This window comes from Paenibacillus sp. 1A_MP2 (assembly GCF_052244825.1).
Classification (GTDB): Bacteria; Bacillota; Bacilli; order Paenibacillales; family Paenibacillaceae; genus Paenibacillus; species Paenibacillus vandeheii.
In genome coordinates, this window is sequence record NZ_JBQQCS010000001.1 from 2,823,047 (window position 1) to 2,840,224 (window position 17,178).

The 17,178-nt window shown below is 46.8% G+C and carries 19 protein-coding genes and 1 pseudogene; 13 read left to right on the forward strand and 7 right to left on the reverse strand.

What is annotated here, in order from left to right:
• Window positions 1-479: 479 nt before the first annotated feature.
• A complete protein-coding gene (locus ACTWJ7_RS13800; protein ID WP_053784364.1) occupies window positions 480-713 on the reverse strand; it encodes a hypothetical protein in 234 nt (77 codons plus the stop codon).
• Window positions 710-1,747 carry a nucleotide-binding protein gene (locus tag ACTWJ7_RS13805; RefSeq protein ID WP_079349509.1) on the reverse strand — a complete coding sequence of 346 codons (1,038 nt, stop codon included), beginning with the start codon at window positions 1,745-1,747 and terminating at the stop codon, window positions 710-712. The genes ACTWJ7_RS13800 and ACTWJ7_RS13805 overlap by 4 nt, the downstream gene beginning before the upstream one ends.
• 923 nt (window positions 1,748-2,670) lie before the next feature.
• Between ACTWJ7_RS13805 and ACTWJ7_RS13810 the strand changes: the two genes are divergently transcribed.
• A complete protein-coding gene (locus ACTWJ7_RS13810; protein WP_024631049.1) occupies window positions 2,671-3,393 on the forward strand; it encodes a YitT family protein in 723 nt (240 codons plus the stop codon).
• A 189-nt stretch (window positions 3,394-3,582) separates the two neighbouring features.
• Here the strand turns inward: ACTWJ7_RS13810 and ACTWJ7_RS13815 are convergent, their stop codons facing one another.
• On the reverse strand, window positions 3,583-4,056 hold the full coding sequence (locus ACTWJ7_RS13815) for a DUF2188 domain-containing protein (protein ID WP_301877712.1): 474 nt from the start codon (window positions 4,054-4,056) through the stop codon (window positions 3,583-3,585).
• A 224-nt stretch (window positions 4,057-4,280) separates the two neighbouring features.
• Between ACTWJ7_RS13815 and ACTWJ7_RS13820 the strand changes: the two genes are divergently transcribed.
• Window positions 4,281-5,081, forward strand: a complete 801-nt coding sequence (locus ACTWJ7_RS13820; protein ID WP_301877710.1) for a lipid II flippase family protein — start codon at window positions 4,281-4,283, stop codon at window positions 5,079-5,081.
• Between the two features lie 184 nt (window positions 5,082-5,265).
• Here the strand turns inward: ACTWJ7_RS13820 and msrA are convergent, their stop codons facing one another.
• Window positions 5,266-6,228 (reverse strand): peptide-methionine (S)-S-oxide reductase MsrA, encoded by a 963-nt coding sequence (gene msrA, locus ACTWJ7_RS13825; protein WP_024631046.1) that lies wholly within the window; start codon window positions 6,226-6,228, stop codon window positions 5,266-5,268.
• Window positions 6,229-6,280: 52 nt separating this feature from the next.
• Window positions 6,281-6,967, reverse strand: a complete 687-nt coding sequence (locus ACTWJ7_RS13830; RefSeq protein WP_443145541.1) for a TVP38/TMEM64 family protein — start codon at window positions 6,965-6,967, stop codon at window positions 6,281-6,283.
• Between the two features lie 200 nt (window positions 6,968-7,167).
• Here ACTWJ7_RS13830 and ACTWJ7_RS13835 point away from each other — a divergent pair, with 200 nt between their 5' ends.
• The 3 genes from ACTWJ7_RS13835 to ACTWJ7_RS13845 all read left to right on the forward strand — a co-directional run bounded on the left by ACTWJ7_RS13835 (window position 7,168) and on the right by ACTWJ7_RS13845 (window position 8,504).
• On the forward strand, window positions 7,168-7,890 hold the full coding sequence (locus ACTWJ7_RS13835; protein ID WP_443145542.1) for a Gfo/Idh/MocA family protein: 723 nt from the start codon (window positions 7,168-7,170) through the stop codon (window positions 7,888-7,890).
• 11 nt (window positions 7,891-7,901) lie between these two features.
• On the forward strand, window positions 7,902-8,105 hold the full coding sequence (locus ACTWJ7_RS13840; RefSeq protein ID WP_443145543.1) for a hypothetical protein: 204 nt from the start codon (window positions 7,902-7,904) through the stop codon (window positions 8,103-8,105).
• An 84-nt stretch (window positions 8,106-8,189) separates the two neighbouring features.
• Window positions 8,190-8,504: a hypothetical protein gene (locus ACTWJ7_RS13845; protein ID WP_301877707.1), complete on the forward strand. Its 315-nt coding sequence runs from the start codon at window positions 8,190-8,192 to the stop codon at window positions 8,502-8,504.
• A 40-nt stretch (window positions 8,505-8,544) separates the two neighbouring features.
• Here ACTWJ7_RS13845 and ACTWJ7_RS13850 read toward each other — a convergent pair whose 3' ends face one another.
• Entirely contained in the window at window positions 8,545-9,363 is an 819-nt protein-coding gene (locus ACTWJ7_RS13850; protein WP_024631042.1) for an AraC family transcriptional regulator, read from the reverse strand.
• 188 nt (window positions 9,364-9,551) lie between these two features.
• On the opposite strand from ACTWJ7_RS13850, the gene ACTWJ7_RS13855 reads away from it, so the two are divergent.
• The 8 genes and pseudogenes from ACTWJ7_RS13855 to ACTWJ7_RS13890 all read left to right on the forward strand — a co-directional run bounded on the left by ACTWJ7_RS13855 (window position 9,552) and on the right by ACTWJ7_RS13890 (window position 16,246).
• Complete coding sequence (locus ACTWJ7_RS13855) at window positions 9,552-10,664, forward strand: Gfo/Idh/MocA family protein (RefSeq protein ID WP_079349504.1); 1,113 nt, start codon at window positions 9,552-9,554, stop codon at window positions 10,662-10,664.
• A gap of 172 nt (window positions 10,665-10,836) precedes the next feature.
• Window positions 10,837-11,919: a Gfo/Idh/MocA family protein gene (locus ACTWJ7_RS13860; RefSeq protein WP_079349503.1), complete on the forward strand. Its 1,083-nt coding sequence runs from the start codon at window positions 10,837-10,839 to the stop codon at window positions 11,917-11,919.
• A 180-nt stretch (window positions 11,920-12,099) separates the two neighbouring features.
• On the forward strand, window positions 12,100-13,068 hold the full coding sequence (locus tag ACTWJ7_RS13865) for a sugar phosphate isomerase/epimerase family protein (RefSeq protein ID WP_301877705.1): 969 nt from the start codon (window positions 12,100-12,102) through the stop codon (window positions 13,066-13,068).
• 24 nt (window positions 13,069-13,092) lie between these two features.
• Window positions 13,093-13,820: pseudogene (locus ACTWJ7_RS13870) on the forward strand (ThuA domain-containing protein).
• Between the two features lie 321 nt (window positions 13,821-14,141).
• Window positions 14,142-14,438, forward strand: coding sequence for a winged helix-turn-helix transcriptional regulator (locus ACTWJ7_RS13875; protein WP_148661829.1), 297 nt, complete (start codon window positions 14,142-14,144; stop codon window positions 14,436-14,438).
• A 168-nt stretch (window positions 14,439-14,606) separates the two neighbouring features.
• Complete coding sequence (locus ACTWJ7_RS13880; protein WP_079349502.1) at window positions 14,607-15,338, forward strand: hypothetical protein; 732 nt, start codon at window positions 14,607-14,609, stop codon at window positions 15,336-15,338.
• A 195-nt stretch (window positions 15,339-15,533) separates the two neighbouring features.
• Window positions 15,534-15,911, forward strand: coding sequence for a hypothetical protein (locus tag ACTWJ7_RS13885; protein ID WP_443145544.1), 378 nt, complete (start codon window positions 15,534-15,536; stop codon window positions 15,909-15,911).
• An 8-nt stretch (window positions 15,912-15,919) separates the two neighbouring features.
• On the forward strand, window positions 15,920-16,246 hold the full coding sequence (locus ACTWJ7_RS13890; protein WP_443145545.1) for a hypothetical protein: 327 nt from the start codon (window positions 15,920-15,922) through the stop codon (window positions 16,244-16,246).
• Window positions 16,247-16,327: 81 nt separating this feature from the next.
• Here the strand turns inward: ACTWJ7_RS13890 and ACTWJ7_RS13895 are convergent, their stop codons facing one another.
• On the reverse strand, window positions 16,328-17,044 hold the full coding sequence (locus ACTWJ7_RS13895) for a Crp/Fnr family transcriptional regulator (RefSeq protein WP_024631034.1): 717 nt from the start codon (window positions 17,042-17,044) through the stop codon (window positions 16,328-16,330).
• Window positions 17,045-17,178: the final 134 nt, after the last annotated feature.

A 17,178-nucleotide genomic window follows, 5' to 3' on the forward strand; every position in this document is an offset into this window, starting at 1 on the left:
GTTAGTGAAGCAGGCAGCGCGAGATATGCGTTGCCTGTTTGTTTTGCCTATAGTATTGGACTGTATAAAGACTAAATAAAGGATGAAAAACGTCTCTTCTACGCACTTGTTGATAAAACTATAATTCAGTATTTACAGAACATATGTTCTTGTATTATAATTGAAAATACGAACGGAGAGAGAAGTGTTATTAACAGCCTACATTCTCTGCTTATTCCTTTAAACTTTGAAGAGCATCATTCAGGACAAGCCTTCTCCAAAATAAGGTATAATTTTTGGGTTTTGCAGGAAACCTAAGGGCATAAAGAAAACAACTTGATGTAACAGAGGAATGGGATGAAGAGCTCTTAGTCCGTTGGTACTAGCGAAGGTTATGAAGGGATTGCCGAAGCATTGCGACAAAAGAGCCCCTGCCTTGGGCGGCGGGGCCAGATGATCTGCCGATCCAGACGGCAGAGTTGTATATGAGCATAAAGCGGTTAAGCCAGATACTGAGGCTTCTCGTAAAGAGCCTCTTTTTCCAGAATCACTTTGTAAGGTCTTTCCTTACCCTTCAGGGAAGGGCCAATCGTAGTCAGCGGTACGGCCGGTTTGTGGAAACGATCTTCTTCCTTGGGTTCCGGAACCGGTCGTGATGCTTCGGGCGCAGAACTGAGGCGTACCTTTTTCTCGCTGCCCCAGCGCTTGCTTATTTTTTTCGTTTCCGGTTTCATTCCGGTTCGCCTCCTAACAAATCGTTGATGGCGTTGAACAGATGACGATTCTCCAAGTCAATCTGCTGAAATATCGCCTCATCCGCTTCAATATGTCCAATAATGTGGACTGTAATTACATATCTCTTGGCTACAGGATAGCATAGCAGATACTCTTTCTCAAGGTAATCGTCGTAGAGATTGATCTTGATTTTGTTCTCCAGGTAAGAATCAATGACCAGAATACGCTTCGGGTCATCGGGCTGCTTGTCGTCATTGGCGGACAAGTTATATTTTCTCCCCGGTTCCCCAACATTACCACATAATTGCTCAATATGACCACTATCATCTGTACGGTATATGGCCGTTCCGCGTACAGCGAATGGAGGATGAGAGACGAAGGCACTGCGAAGTGCATCGCTCATTCGCTCCAACATTACCGAGTCTGCTTTGCGGGTACGCAGCAATTCTCTGAAGAATCGAAGCAGCTTGAGCAGTTGTAACCGTGCCTCCCCCTCAGACCTTTTGTGCTTCTCGATGATTTTTTCCACTTCGGGATCACTCCAGCGTCCCTGTTCTTCGATACTGTCGGCGATTTTGGAGCAGGCCACCGAAACGGCTGGCGCCCATTTCCCGTCTGAACGAATTTCATAAACGAGTGGATTTAACCCCAACAGGTCTGTAGGCATGCGTAAACCTTCAATTTTGGAGGTGTCTTTGATGTCCGTAATATCCTCAGGAAGAATGAAAAAAATGCGCTTTCGTCCCAGACGACCCATAAACAAACCCATTTCCAGCATTGTATTATCACGGACAGAGGCATAGTACTTCCCGCGAATTTTCGATATATCATCCGGATGAAAAATAAAAATGGCAAAGTCAGTCGTCCGCACTTCTGTTTCCAGATCGTCCATAGTATAACTGCTTGGATTAAAAACTCCGGAGTACCAAGGGGTAACTTCGGCCGAGAAACGCAAGTTTTCGTGTACTGCGGCTGCAATCGGCTTCGCTTCCAGCGAGCAGCCAATAAAGACTCTTGGCTTTAACGTTTTCATCAATCCGCCTCGCTTAAACGGTAGTGGGAATCAATTGTTATATTATACCATAAAAAGCAGAGTAAGTCTGGAAACGTTTAACTGGACCAAAGATAAGCCGATTACATCTGCTATAGTGTATGTGCAAGAGGAAAATGATTCCTTTAAAATCCGCGGAAAAATAAAAAATGGACCCAAATTGTCACAGTTGGGTGACTGGACAGTTATATTTGGAAGCTTCAATCATAGAATGAAGGAGCAGGTTGCACTATTAGGTAGAGAAGCTTGTCCTGGTGTGGCTGTTTGACGGCTTATGCAGGACTAAGTGTGCTTTTTGCTCATATTTGAAGGGTCGACTGTTTCGACCCAATCACATCGGTGTTATATAATAGAAGAATAAGCAAGTTAGCTTTGGTGTTTAAGCAGAATGAACGATTACACGCTTTGAATCATGTTGAACTTACATTCACACAGGAACGAAGAGTGCAGAACCCGTCTGTAGAAGCGAAGCGCTCGCCTTTATCAACGAATTTTCCCATTTGAAATATGGGATCAGAAAAATTCGTGGATAACAGCGATCGAAAGAGGGTACTGCAATCGAAGTGGGTTAAGTGTGATTTCAGACGTTCGACTTTGTGCATAGTGTAATATTTCAATTCGTTTAACCAAGCACAGCTAACCACCAACAGACAGAAAGGATCAGGATACCATGAGTTCCCGAAGGATAATCTCCCCAAGGACGATCTGGAAACGTTACGATCTCTCTTACACTTAGCGCCCCTTGTAGAGTACACCACCGTAAAGAAAAAAAACGGCTGACTCTGCGAAAGAGGGGATTGGAATGAATACTATTCGAAGGACAAATACGATGATTTCTTCCAGGCTTGCCTTTTGCAGGGTACGGTCGGTGCAAACCAACCTTTACAAACTGCGAGGGAACCTGAATGAAGAGAAAATCGTTAACCTTACAACAAGTTAAGACAGAGGCGGGAAAGTTCGCCATTATGCTGCTCGGAACATTTATTTTGGCATTTGCCTACTATCACATTAATTTTCAGAATCATTTATCGGAGGGCGGATTTGTCGGTCTGGCCCTGCTTGGAAAATACGCGACAGGCTTGTCACCAGCTATCGGCATGCTGCTGCTGGATATTCCAGTCATGATTCTGGCCTGGTTCCTCAAGGGCTGGAAGTTCATGATTCAGGCGCTGCTGGGTGTGGCTGCATTCTCATTGTTCTATGACGGGTTTGAGCGGTACTCCACCTTGGTCATTCCGTTTCACGGTAATCTGTGGATTCCGGCAGTCCTGTCCGGTGTGATCACCGGCGTGGGAGCTGGCATGGTGCTTCGATTCGGAGGAGCGACAGGCGGAGATGACATTCTGGCGGTGCTCATTAGCCGTTGGAAGGGCTGGAAGCTGGGAACGGTTTTCTTTGTCAGCGATGCGTTTGTACTCGGATTGTCGCTTTTCTTTCTACCGGTAAAAGAAACTTTATATACCATTCTGGCCGTATGGATTGCCAGTAAAGTGATTACGTACATGGTCAGTTTCCCGGCTCGTCGTACAGTTACGACTTCTGCTGTGAAGCTGCCCGTGTCAACTGCAGCCAAAGTAGTCAGCGGTGCTTCACAACGAGCTCCGGTGGCTAGAGGGGTTTCGCATTAAACGAAACAACCGCCTTATTCGTAATGAATGTTGTTCGAGTAAGGTGGGCTTGCGTCATACCAAAACCAAAGCCCTTTTGCATGCTTGATGGGAATCATTCCATTAGCGGCGAAAGGGCTTTTTGCTTGCTCAAGTAAACGAATAGACGTAGTACGTTCACGATATATTCTTTTTAACAATCAGCTCCACTTAAGGCTTGATGGAAGAAGCAATTTGACCATCTTCATTATGGATAATAGCCCGAATGTTCTGTTTTTCACTCTTTTCTTTGGCAACATCCACAGCTTCGGCTTTCGTTCGGAACGTAGCCAGAGATTCGGATTGGCCTTCTTCCTTAATGGCCCAGCCAGAGTCGGTAGGCACCACATGAATATTATCATGGCTTTTGGAAGAAGAGACAGGCTCGGAATGACGGCGTGAAGATGAAGATTTACCATGGTCCGATTTGCTGTCTGATGAAGACTGTTTCGTGTCATGCTTGGAGCCCTCTGACTTGGGATGATTCTCATCCCATTCTTCTGCTTTTGCAGTAGCGATTGCAATGGAGCGTCCTTCCTCATAACCGTCATCCAGTAGGGCATTGGCAATTTCGATGGCCTTATGTCTGACACGAGGCTCCAGATTTTTCATGGAAACGGGATAATCCTGTTTGTTCCACGGCATATTGATTCCCTCCTGTACAATATAAGTTATTTGTATATTACCCTGTACCGGGATGAATAAACGAATGTGTTGCAGAACCTCAAAGCTTTTGCTTAGATTACGTACATTCTTCCGTTCAATTTCTCTGCACCTTTCTATACTTTTATGTGGATGAGGAGTATAATGCTTCCATACTTAAAAGTACAATAGAATCACAATAAGAAAAATGATAAGGAGATTTACATATGTTTAGTTTGAGCCTGGCCATCCCTATGTTGTTTACGATGCTTATTCATGCGGCTGACAGTCTGTCCTATGCGCTGCGCCTTGGCGGATTGCGTACTCGCAGAATTGCGCTGGCCTTGTCCCTGTCCGGGATTTTGCTGCTGGTGTCGCGTACCTCCAATATGGCCCAAGGGCCAATGGTAGGCAATTTGGTGGACACAGCGACAAGCGGTGGAAACCCACACTTTGCAGCGCAACTGCACTGGCTAATGGGTGCGGCTACGGCAGGAACAGCCATAGCGATAGTATGTTTTCCAACCATGGTCAAACTCGCTTCCCGGATGGTCGTTCATTTTGAAGCGGCAGGGTCGATTCCTTCCATGGTTCGAGGCATGTTAAAGCGCAGCAAGATCAAAAATGCAACGTATTATATTACCCCGCCATCTTGGAAGATGGCGAAGCGATTAGTACAACATGGCATGCCCAGACGTCTAATGACGTTGAACATAGCGGTGACAGCAATTTATACGACCGGAGTCCTGTCCAGTCTTTACGCTGCGTATCTTTATCCGGGGCAGGCTGTAGCTGCTTCACAATCCACCGGACTCATTAATGGAGTAGCGACCATTCTGTTAACGATCCTGATTGATCCTCGTATCTCGTTGCTCAGCGACAAATCACTGCGGGGTGAGATTCGGCTGGATCGAATGAATCAGATCTATGGCTGTATGCTCGTATCCCGTTTATTTGGCACATTGCTCGCTCAGTTGTTATTAATTCCATTTGCCTACTGGATCGGCTGGATTGTAAGTATAATGTGATAGCCGCTGTGAAGAGGTAGGTAAGAAGTTGAAGATGTAACCCTGATTCGGGTCTATACAAAAAGGCACACCAAAAGGGGATTTCCCATATGTCATAAACATGACGGGAATCCCCTTTTGGTGTATTCTCAGCGGTCGATTCGTTAGCGCTTCATGAAATTCCGTTACTTCATTGAACCGTTACTTATTTAAACAGTACGGCGTACTCGGCGTATCCTTCTTTTTCTAGATCCTCTTTGGGTACAAAACGAAGGGCTGCGGAATTGATGCAATAACGCATTCCACCCGCTTCAGCAGGGCCGTCGTTGAACAGGTGACCCAGATGGGAATCTCCTTCACGACTTCTCACTTCGGTACGAATCATGAAGTGGCTGAGATCCGTTTTTTCCTTCACATTGTAGTCCCGCAGTGGACGAGTGAAGCTTGGCCAGCCGCAGCCGGAATCGTATTTGTCAGTGGAACTGAACAGTGGCTCACCGGATACGATGTCCACGTAAATTCCGTCACCGTGGTGATCCCAGAATTCGTTATGAAACGCTGGTTCGGTTGCGTTGTTCTGGGTAACTTCATATTGCAGCGGCGTCAGGCGCTCTTTCAGGCCGTCTTTATCCACTTTGCCGGACCAATTGCGTTCGATAAAGTCTTCACGTCCAGAACCTTTACGGTACCGTTTATAGTGCGCAGGGTTTTTGTGATGATAACCTTGGTGATGCTCCTCTGCTTCATAGAACGTTTTCGCTGGCAAAATCGGTGTGAAGATGGGTTTGTCAAAACGTCCGCTTTGTGCCAAAGCTTCTTTGGATGCTTCTGCAATCTGGCGCTGCTCTTCGCTGTGATAGAAGATGGCCGTCTGATAAGATGAGCCACGGTCATGGAATTGCCCACCGGTATCCGTTGGATCGATCTGTTGCCAGAACAATTCAACGAGCTTCTCATAGGGGAAGATAGCCGGGTCGAACGTAATTTGAACAGCCTCAACGTGACCTGTCGTTTCCGAGCAGACCTCCTCATATGTTGGGTTCTCCGTATGTCCTCCTGTATAACCCGATACAATCTTGTGAATGCCGGGCAGTTCCTCGAAGGGGGATACCATACACCAGAAGCACCCGCCTGCAAAAGTTGCTTTTTCACTTGAATGTTGTTCCATGCTATAGTCACTCCATTTCTGATGAAGAATGATATTTTGGCTTACTCTTCTATTATATCCCGAATTGGCAAGCCAACCAAGCAGGATCGTAAAGAGGATGAATCAGAACTGTTTCTGACGGGTCCGATTTAGACTTTTTACGAGAGCGCAGGCGAAACAAGAGCAACATGATCGTCATGAATACCAGATAACCACCAAGGATCAAAAGACTCAGCCAGATCGATGATTCTGCTTGCGCACCCACGTAGGCAAAAACAAAAATCGCAGGCAGTTTGCCAATCGCCGTCGCGACCATGAAGACCCAGAATGGGGTGTAGGTAATGCCCGCATAGATATTAACCGCCATTTGGGGCACGATGGGCAGCAGCCGCATAGACATGATACCCATGAAGGGATGAGCCTTCATCCATGTTGTAAATCGATTCAAACCTCGAATGCGTCCGAGGTAGGATCTGGCTTGATTTCTGAATATCGTTCTCGCTCCAGTGTATACCACCAGTGCAGCAAGTGTGGTTCCAAGCCAGCATATCCAGGCTGCTGTTGCGGTACCGTAACTATAGCCAAAGGCAATAATGACGATTTTGTACGGAATTACGGGTACAAGAGCAAATAACGTCGCCATGGCGAGTAAAAGTGGAATGGACTGATGCAGATCGGTCCAGGCCAGCAGTTCATATCTGTAAATAAACGTGACTCCGGCAAGTAAAACATATAAGAGGAGCCATAACCATTTTCGCAAAAGCCCAAACGCTCCTTTCAGATCAGGAAAGTCCATCTTCATCCCGATCCGTATCACTTTCTCTCTAAAGTTTACCACGTTCGACTAACGGATGGACAATTCGCGCAGGCTCTGGCCTCAATCACTGGCATGTTGCTGCCCGAAGGGTTACACTATAGGACGTAGAATTATAGAACTCATCTGAAGGTGGAATGATCATAATGGAAACAACCAAGCGAACCCGTGCTGCGATCATCGGACTCGGGGATATTGCACGTAAAGTATATTTACCGCTGTTGACTGCCCACTCGAACGTGGAAATCACGGGGATTATGAACCGTTCTCCCGAGCCGGTGAAGGAAATTCAGCATACCTATAGATTGAACAATGGCACAACGGATATGAAAGAATTGTTGTCCTGGGATCTGGATGCGGTGTTTGTACATACAGCGACAGAAGCTCATTTTGACATTGTCATGCAATGTCTGGAGCGGGGGCTGGCTGTATACGTGGACAAACCTCTGTCCTATACGTTGCGGGAGTCGGAAGAAATGACCGCTTTTGCCGAAGCGCAAGGCCTGTTGCTGGCCGTAGGATTTAACCGGAGATTTGCACCATTGTATCAAAACGCGAAAGATTGGATGCAGGCTGGACAAGGCTTCGAATCTCTGACAGTCACGAAGCATCGGACGGGTATTCAGGATCGTCCGGCTGCGGAAACTATTTATGATGATCTGATCCATATCCTTGACCTGATGTTATGGTACTCGGATCACAATGTGCAGCTGCTGCATCAGTGGATACGCAAAAATGAACTGGACCGATTACTGCATGCGGCAGGATCAGCCAAGCTGGGTAGAACGGCTTATGGCAGATTTGATATGGTACGCCAAGCCGGAGCTGATTTGGAGAAGCTTGAATTGTACGGCGGGGTCGCTCGGTAGAAGTGCTCAACATGGACATGGCGAAGTATGAGGAACGCGGTGCACAGGAACGCAAGGAAACCTTTGGCAGTTGGGAAAGTATTTTGACCCGGAGAGGCTTCACGGGAGCTATTGATCAATTTTTGGCAAACCTGGAGACCCCGGATGACTGTGCAATCAGTGCGAGTCACGTCATGGACAGCCATGACTTGGCTGAACAGCTGATCCGCGGTTGATCTTGCAGAAGGGTAGTGCGGGAGTGTGAATGTTGACTTCCGCACCAATGACTCATTAAACGATATTGGAGGAACAATAACACCATGGATGAATATGAAAAAGAACGCAACAAACAGATTGAGGAAGCGGTAATTGAGACGTATAAACAGGAAGAGGAAATGATGATTCTGGTATTTGCCCAGTGGTGTGTCAATCAAGGACTGGATCCGGAAGAGATGTACCGGCAAGCTTACCCGGAACAGATGAGCAACGAGCGTTTGCAGCAGGTGCTGAAGCTGGTTGTATCCAAGGAGGAAGCCGGTGACATTCCGGACGATACCGTATTGGGCGTACTGTCCATGTTTGGCAACGAAGATTTGGCGATGGTTGTATCTGAAGCGATTGCCGCCCGCAAATAAGTTTCGGTTACGAATAATACGTATTAATGAAGTGAAGCGATTACATCTGTTCCCGGTGAATGACTCGGAATTCTTTGGGCGACATGCCAAAACGGGAGCGAAACACCCGATGGAAATACGTATAATTGTTAAAGCCGGAAGATTCGGCTACATGTTCAAGCGTCATAGGACTGAAAATAATCCGTTCTCTGGCCATATTTAGCCGTACATCAAGCGTATACTGCATAATACTTTTACCAAACGCTTCTTTGAAAAGATGAACTCCCCGTGAAACACTGATTCCAATATGGGTAGCAATATCTTCAAGCTTGAATAGAGAAGAAGCGTTCTCTTCAATGTAACTTTTAATCTCATACGCCACATAGTTGGTATTGGTATTCGTCGGATGCTCCGAGAGCAAACGATCTACTTCAAGACATAAAATGCGCATATAATAACTGGAGATTTCAGGGTAAGGGTTGGAAATACGGCGCTGCTCCAGTACGAGCTGGCGAAACAGGGTGAGCAGGCTTTCAGTCAGCTGCACCTTGATCCGGTTCGGCCTCTTGTGATGCTTCCACCACTCATCCACCCAGTCCCCATTGAAGAAAATGTGGTAATCACCACTCTCCACAAGTCGTTCACCCATCGGATTTTTCTCTTTGTCTACTCTTAGTTCATACGGTTCATCAGGATTATAAAGAAGCAGATCACCCGCATCAACAAGCGACATGACGCCGTCTATACGGGCTCGGCAACGTCCATCCGTCTGGAGCCTCATCAGGTAATTCTTTACTCCCTCAGGGTGCAAGCCTATATAAGGTTTGCGATGAAACGAGAAGCCTGCTGTAAGAACCTGGCAGGAATAATCAGTCGGCATTGGCATACTCCTTGCAATTTGAAAATTATGACCAGATAGTTCATGTTTCGATCATATTATTCATTTTAATTGAAGCCGAAACGGAATACCATAGTATTAAATTCAAGTGCAACAATCTAGCGCAAAACCTTCAATTACAAATATGCAAATTACAGGTTCTCACCACGCATAAGGAGATGAACACCACTGTGGAGAAAATGAAAGCAGGCATTATTGGTTGCGGTAACATTAGCGCCATCTATCTGGAAAATTTAAAAGATAATCCTCTGATTGAAGTGGTGGCTGTTGCGGATTTGATCCGTGACCGGGCACAAGAACGCGCTGATGAATTCAATATCGCAAACGTTTACAATGTAGATGAGATGCTGCAAGATAACGAAATTGAGCTTGTGCTAAACCTAACGGTTCCTGGCAGTCATGCCATGACGGATCTGGCTGTGCTTGGAGCAGGCAAACATGTGTATGCCGAGAAACCACTGGCAATCTCTCTAGAGGATGGTCGGAAGGTAATTGAACTGGCTGAGGAAAAAGGCTTGTATGTCGGTTCAGCACCGGATACGTTCCTTGGATCGGGCATTCAGACTGCACGCAAGGCCATTGAAGAAGGGCTGATCGGCAAGCCAATTGCAGCAACTTCATTCTTCATGGGTGGAGGACCAGAGGCTTGGCATCCGGATCCAGAGTTCTTTTATGTTGCTGGTGGCGGACCCATGTTCGATATGGGGCCTTACTATTTGACCGCTCTGATTACTCTCCTTGGACCGATTCGCAGAATCAGTTCCTCTGCAGGTGTACAGATTACAGATCGTGTTATTGGTTCCGGACCGAAGGAAGGTACACCTCTTCAGGTACAGACGCCAACACATCTGGCAGGAACGATTGATTTCGAGGAAGGTGCCATTGCAACAATGATCACCAGCTTCGATATCCGGGGTGCTTCGGATTTGCCGCGAATTGAAATTTACGGTACTGAAGGCACTATGAGTATACCGGACCCCAACTTTTTTAATGGGGAAGTGAAGCTGCGCAGATTCGGTCAGGACACATGGGAGACTGTGACGCCTGCTTTTGAAAGCAGACAGAACGAGCGCGGGATCGGTGTTACAGAAATGGTTGAATCCATTCGAGCCGGACGCGAACACAAGGCCAGTGGCAAGCTTGCCTACCATGTGCTTGAAGCTATGCATGCGTTCCAGCGCTCCTCGCTAGAGGGCAAACACATCCAGCTGGAGAGCACTTATGAAGCAGCAGCGGGAAACAATACAGATGGAAATCAGTCAGAGGCTGTACAATCACATTAATTGATTTCGGATGAACCAGCCGTCGTTAAACGCGATGTATGATACCGTAACCGCTTTCTATCTGCAAGTGGAGCTGGATTCGTGTTGGGCTCACGCCGCAGGCCCCCCAACAGAGGTCATTAGAACAGGATGAACTGAATTAGAAAATATGCCGCTAATGGAGGACTTGTTCATGTCTAAAGTACTTAATATCGCCATCGTTGGTTGTGGCGGAATCGCCAAAGGTAAACATATGCCCAGCTTGTCCAAACAATCTCAGGGCCGTATGGTCGCTTTCTGTGACATTGTGAAGGAACGTGCGGAGGAGGCAGCAGCAGAATTCGGTGCTGAGGGAGCCAAAGTATACACCGATTATAACGAGATGCTGAAGGATGAGAGCATTGATGTGGTACACGTGTGTACACCAAACGACTCTCATTCCGTCATCACGGTCGCTTCTCTTGAGGCAGGCAAACATGTTATGTGTGAAAAGCCAATGGCGAAGACTTCTGCACAAGCGCAGGCTATGCTGGAAGCCGCACAACGTACAGGCAAAAAGCTGTCCATTGCATATCAGAACCGTTTCCGCAATGACAGCCAGTATCTGAAACAAATGTGCGAAGAAGGCGAGCTGGGCGATATCTATTTCGGTAAGGCGATAGCACTTCGCCGCCGTGCTGTACCAACCTGGGGTGTGTTTCTTGACGAAGAGAAACAGGGTGGCGGACCGTTGATTGATATCGGTACGCATGCACTGGATCTGACACTTTGGTTGATGGATAATTACAAGCCGAAGAGTGTCATGGGCTCCACTTTCCACAAGCTGGGTCAGCGTGAAAATGCGGCGAATGCATTTGGACCGTGGGACCCGGAGCAATTCAAGGTGGAGGATTCTGCATTCGGATTTGTGACGATGGAGAATGGTGCCACGATCATTATCGAATCCAGCTGGGCATTGAATGTAGCTGAGTTCGGTGAAGCCAAATCACTGCTCTGCGGTACAGAAGGTGGCGCGGATATGAACGATGGTCTGCGGATCAATGGCGAGAAGCGCAGTCGTCTGTATGAAACCAAGGTGGATCTGGACGCAGGTGGAGTTGCTTTTTATTCCGGCAGTGCAGAAAATGAAGCCGATCGGGAAGCGAGAATGTGGCTTGAAGCGATTATCGAAGACAAGGATCCGGTTGTAAAACCAGAGCAAGCCATTGTGGTCACTCAAATTCTTGAAGCAATCTACGAGTCTGCTCAGACAGGCAAAGCGGTTTATTTCGACTAAACCGGCAGGGTGTCATTTCCAATGAAATAACCAGTATTCTTACGTTTAATTTCAGGATAGAATAGCTCTTGATTTTCCACAATAATGATACAATGATGTGATCTGAACGGTATATTTATGCAGTTCATAGTTCATAAAACCAGCAATTAATATGATATCTAATCTAGGGAGGAATCGCACTTGAAACTCGGCGTATTTTTGGTATTATTCGGAGGACGTAAATTGGAGGATGCACTCGACTATGTAGCATCCAAAGGCTTGAAAGCAGTAGAAATCGGAACAGGTGGACATCCAGGGAATGCGCATTGCAAACCGGATGAGCTGCTGAGCAACCCGACAGCATTGAAAAACTTCAAAAATGCAGTGGAATCCCGTGGTCTGACCATCAGCGCATTGAGCTGTCACGGTAATCCGCTTCATCCACAAAGGGATATTGCAAAGGGATTTCACGATGATTTTGTCAAAACGGTAGAACTGGCTGAGAAGCTGGAAGTGCCTGTCGTAAATACATTCTCCGGTTGTCCGGGAGACCATGAGGATGCCAAATATCCGAACTGGCCTGTTGCACCATGGCCGAATGACTTCCAGGAAGTTCTCAAATGGCAATGGGACAACAAAGTTATCCCTTACTGGACAGAGTGGGGTAAGTTCGCTGCGGATCACAATGTGAAAGTGGGACTGGAACTGCACGGTGGATTCTCGGTGCATACACCAGCTACCTTGCTGAGACTGCGTGAAGCAGCAGGTGAAGTGATTGGCGCGAACCTGGACCCAAGCCACATGTGGTGGCAAGGGATTGATCCGGTTCAAGCGATCCACATTCTGGGACGTGAAGGCGCGATTCATCACTTCCACGCGAAAGATACAACAATTGATCCAATTAACGTAAACAAATATGGTGTAACGGATATGCAGGATTACACCAACATGCTTGATCGTGCTTGGCAATTCCGCTCGGTCGGTTATGGTCATGATAACAAGACTTGGGCTGATATTATTAGTGCTCTGCGTCTGGTCGGATATGATTATGTTGTAAGTATTGAACACGAAGATGGTCTGATGTCGGTAGAAGAAGGATTCTCTAAAGCAGTGCAAAATCTCCAACAAGTATTGATTGAAGAACCGCTGGGAGATATGTGGTGGGTTTAGAGTTACACTAGGGGGAAATTGAATATGATTAACGTCACCATTTGGAATGAATTTGTCCATGAGAAAATTCACGATGAAGTAAGAGAAGTCTATCCAGAAGGTTTGCATATGGCGTTGGCAAACGGACTGGGAGGCGAAGGCTTTGCTATTCGCACGGCAACACTGGATCAGCCTGAGCATGGATTAAGTGATGAGGTGCTGAATTCTACAGATGTGCTTATATGGTGGGGACATATGGCACATGATCGCGTGAGCGACGAGATTACACAGAAGGTTGCACAGCGGGTCCTGGATGGTATGGGAATGATTGTGCTGCACTCCGGTCACTTCTCCAAGCCATTCAAGGCGCTGATGGGCACAAGTTGTGATCTGAAATGGCGTGAAGCCAATGAGCAGGAGATTATCTGGTGTGTGAATCCGTCCCACCCGATTGCCGAGGGTATCAATAGCAAGATTATTTTGGAAAAGAAGAAATGTACGGGGAATTCTTCGATATTCCAGTGCCGGATGAGCTGGTGTTTGTAAGCAACTTCCAAGGCGGAGAGGTATTCCGGAGTGGATGTACGTTCCTTCGCGGTTCCGGAAAAATCTTTTATTTCCGCCCAGGTCACGAAACGTACCCGACCTTCTACAATCCGGAGATTCTAAAAGTAATCAGCAATGGAGTGAAGTGGGCATATCCTGCGCGCAACGTTAAGCCGGAATTTGGCTTCAGCGAACCTGTAAGAGCGCTTGGAAACGTACTGGTTTAAGCCCTAAATTGGCTTTGTGAATGCATAAATAAACGATATACCAGAGAACCCTTCTCCAAGTCGAGTATGACTGTGGCAGCTGGGTTCTTTTTGGGTAAGATAGCTACATGGGAGTTAGACGATATTTTCCCATGGTTCCTCTGACCCATGTGATGTATACTGAGTTGTATCATCGAAGTTGAGTTATGCCCCTAAAATTTTAACTTTTTAGCGGCAGACGTTTTCTTTGAGACTTAAATATGTTATTATGAAATATACTAACTAAACGTAAGTTGAGTGATCTCTAAAGAGGTGATTAATGTGGAAGGCCAAGATCTGCGGATGTGTCCGCGCTTTGAGACAGCGTTTTCCTTTCTGGGTAAGCGCTGGAACGGTCTGATTATTCAAACGTTGATGAGTGGTTCGAAGCGATTCAAGGATATCTCCAACCTGATTCCATCGATGAGTGACAAGATGTTGTCAGAGCGGATGAAGGATCTGGAGAGCGAAGGCATTCTGATCCGCCATGTCTATCCGGAGACGCCGGTTCGTATCGAATATGAACTGACAGAGAAAGGCAAGGCGCTACAGCCCGTTATGAATCAAATTCAAGACTGGGCAGAGCAGTGGGTTGAGTAGTAACTGATCCCTTAGCTCAAACTAAATGAACTGATGGGATAAAGGCTCTTGATTTCCAGTGGAAATCAGGAGTTTTTGTCTTAAGGGTTCTGCACATGTTGTCGCGAGTTGTAGTATAATTGTAAAATAAAATGGCCGCAGGCGGCCGGAGCGAGGAGGCCACTTGTCATGAGAGAAGAAAGCTTATCCCGTGAAGTACGCTACGGCAAGCAAGATATTGCAGAACTTGAGAGCGCATCCATTCAGGTACATCTGATCTACAAAAAAGCTGCGGAGCTATTTAATCGCACTGTATATTCCCCGTCGGTGAAGGATGATGTCGCAGGAGAGAAGACTCATTCCACGAATAGCAATGGTCAGGGAACGGCTCCGGCGGTACTGCAAAAATGGATTCAGACAACAAGAGGCTGGAAATGTATCGGATGTGAGCTGAAACAACCCGATTCCATCGGGGTTCAGGCCGAAGCCACCTTTCATGAAGAACGTATGTATCTGGGGGTGGGCGAAGGTCGTTTTGTTCGAGCGGAGATGCTGATTCAGGCGATTGTATGGTCACAATATGAGAAGATTCGCATGTTCGCTCCCTGGCTGGGTGATGACACCTTTTACACAGTACAGGAGCTTGATGTGATTGCACGTTATATTGTACCTACCTATTTCTCTGAACGGCCGCTGCATGAGCAAGGCAAGGTCTCCAAGGTTCACCATCCATCTGGTCAAATTCCACTTTACCAGGAATATGTGGATGCACCTTCATTCTGCGTACAGGTGGACGGTGGGTTGCTCGAAGGGCGTTTGTTGACAGGGGTGTATGTGTCGGAGGAACAGTTCTTTGGACTTAATCCGTATCTGAAGGATGGAGACGGAGGCCGCACCTATATGCAGGCTTGTGTCCAGTAATAACGTACCCAATAGACTGTAGTGATGATTGGAGCCAGAGAGCCTGCTTGCAGGCTCTTTGTGTTGTACCACCCAGTTATGGACGCTACTGGAGGAAAAGTAACGGCATTGACACTTTTTTTGCATGAATGTTGTGCCATAATAGAGGTTATGGACAACAGGGTGAATGATTTTACGCAGGGTGGTGTTACCTACATGAAGAAGAGAATCCCCGGTTACATAGGTATATGTCTGCTTATTCTGGTTATATTGGCCGGGTGTAGCGAGACACAGCCTTCCGAACAGCCTATCGTCAAAGAGACCGAATCACAGAATACAATTACAGTGGCAGTGGATGGCAGTACTTTTTTGCCTGACGCAACGAAGTCTATTAAGCGAGATTTTAGTGAAGGTCTGACGCTCAAGAAAGCACTATTGAACAGTGGACTTGTTGATTTTACGGCAGATGGAAAGCGGATCCAATCCGTTGGGGAAGTTTCGTTGGATTCCTCGCTCAGCTGGGCTGTCAAACTGAACGGCAAGGATATTGACCCGAAAAGTGGGACATGGAGCTTCATGCCAAAGATGAAGTGATCATATATGTGAAAGCCGCTGACAATGGGGGAGACGATGTTGCTTACCAAACAACATTGCTCAAGGTGAGCGGCGGAAATATTATGCCGAATCTCAATCGTCAATATGCCGGGGTGTATGTTCAGGAATGTACGGTGCGTGATGTATTAAAGTCCAGTGGGATTGTAAGAATGTCGGAAAACAACAAATTTGTTGTTTCCGTTGAAAATGTAATTCCCCGGATGAACCAACGCTGGATGATCATGGTGAATGACAAGGAACTGATGGAAAACGGTTTGGACATGAAGTTGAATCCACGTGATGCAGTAAAGCTCGAGTTGACTACTGTATCTTAAGCATAACAAAAGCCCATCTTCTGTAACGAAGATTGGGCTTTTTTCATTTGCATATCAGGTGGTGCCAGGGCGGGGAAAGCATCAGATCCGGCAAATCTCGTTAGGACACAGTTCGCAGTGGCAGATGCCCTGCAGCATGTGCAGATCCTTGATGACGATCATACCGTTGTCATATTCAATAGCATCTTTTTTACGCAGATCGCTTAACATGCGGTTGACACTTTCACGGGTCGCTCCAATCATATTGGACAAATCCGTGTGGGTTATTTTTTTATGAATGATGACATGATCTCCATGAGGCTCACCATAAGAATTGGACAACCGAATCAGCGTGGAGCAGAGTGCGCCCGGTTTGCCATATAACATCAAATCACGGAATTTCGTCTGGGTCAACCGGTGATGGATACCCATCCATTTCATAAAATCGATGGCGAAGTCACAATGTTGGCAGATCAGCATCTCCAGGTCTTTGTGCTCCAGTACTCCGATTTCACTATCCTCAAGTACCTCGGCCGAGAAGCTGTGTTTGGACCCGAAGAACGGGTCAGCCTGACCAATCATATCCCCGGACTGATACATGTACATAATCAATTCCTTGCCTTCATCCGTGGATTTGGTAATCTGTGCCCGGCCCCGTTTCATATAATAAAGTTTGTCAGAGACATCTCCTTCCCAATACAGATGGGTTCCTTCCGGATAGGTTCTGTCCTTCATCGTTACGAGCAGATGGTTGAAATTCGCTTCCGAGAAACAGTTGGTATTGCCGCGTTTTTCCAGTACACTCAGTTGTTCTCTCATAAGTCTATCTCCCCTTTGTGTCCATCGGACGGCCTTCTGTAGCTTGGTCCGGCCTCCGTGGTTCGCCGCAAACCGTTGCCGTCCTGATCAGGGTCATCTCGGCCGGGAAGGACGGTACAAATTGCGGTGGTTCA

Excerpts from the sequence above, each read along its gene's own strand:
- ACTWJ7_RS13800 (WP_053784364.1), bottom strand. The coding sequence starts at position 713 with ATGAAACCGGAAACGAAAAAAATAAGCAAGCGCTGGGGCAGCGAGAAA.
- ACTWJ7_RS13805 (WP_079349509.1), bottom strand. The coding sequence starts at position 1,747 with ATGAAAACGTTAAAGCCAAGAGTCTTTATTGGCTGCTCGCTGGAAGCG.
- ACTWJ7_RS13810 (WP_024631049.1), top strand. The coding sequence starts at position 2,671 with ATGAAGAGAAAATCGTTAACCTTACAACAAGTTAAGACAGAGGCGGGA.
- ACTWJ7_RS13815 (WP_301877712.1), bottom strand. The coding sequence starts at position 4,056 with ATGCCGTGGAACAAACAGGATTATCCCGTTTCCATGAAAAATCTGGAG.
- ACTWJ7_RS13820 (WP_301877710.1), top strand. The coding sequence starts at position 4,281 with ATGTTTAGTTTGAGCCTGGCCATCCCTATGTTGTTTACGATGCTTATT.
- msrA (WP_024631046.1), bottom strand. The coding sequence starts at position 6,228 with ATGGAACAACATTCAAGTGAAAAAGCAACTTTTGCAGGCGGGTGCTTC.
- ACTWJ7_RS13835 (WP_443145542.1), top strand. The coding sequence starts at position 7,168 with ATGGAAACAACCAAGCGAACCCGTGCTGCGATCATCGGACTCGGGGAT.
- ACTWJ7_RS13840 (WP_443145543.1), top strand. The coding sequence starts at position 7,902 with ATGGACATGGCGAAGTATGAGGAACGCGGTGCACAGGAACGCAAGGAA.
- ACTWJ7_RS13845 (WP_301877707.1), top strand. The coding sequence starts at position 8,190 with ATGGATGAATATGAAAAAGAACGCAACAAACAGATTGAGGAAGCGGTA.
- ACTWJ7_RS13850 (WP_024631042.1), bottom strand. The coding sequence starts at position 9,363 with ATGCCGACTGATTATTCCTGCCAGGTTCTTACAGCAGGCTTCTCGTTT.
- ACTWJ7_RS13860 (WP_079349503.1), top strand. The coding sequence starts at position 10,837 with ATGTCTAAAGTACTTAATATCGCCATCGTTGGTTGTGGCGGAATCGCC.
- ACTWJ7_RS13875 (WP_148661829.1), top strand. The coding sequence starts at position 14,142 with ATGTGTCCGCGCTTTGAGACAGCGTTTTCCTTTCTGGGTAAGCGCTGG.
- ACTWJ7_RS13880 (WP_079349502.1), top strand. The coding sequence starts at position 14,607 with ATGAGAGAAGAAAGCTTATCCCGTGAAGTACGCTACGGCAAGCAAGAT.
- ACTWJ7_RS13885 (WP_443145544.1), top strand. The coding sequence starts at position 15,534 with ATGAAGAAGAGAATCCCCGGTTACATAGGTATATGTCTGCTTATTCTG.
- ACTWJ7_RS13895 (WP_024631034.1), bottom strand. The coding sequence starts at position 17,044 with ATGAGAGAACAACTGAGTGTACTGGAAAAACGCGGCAATACCAACTGT.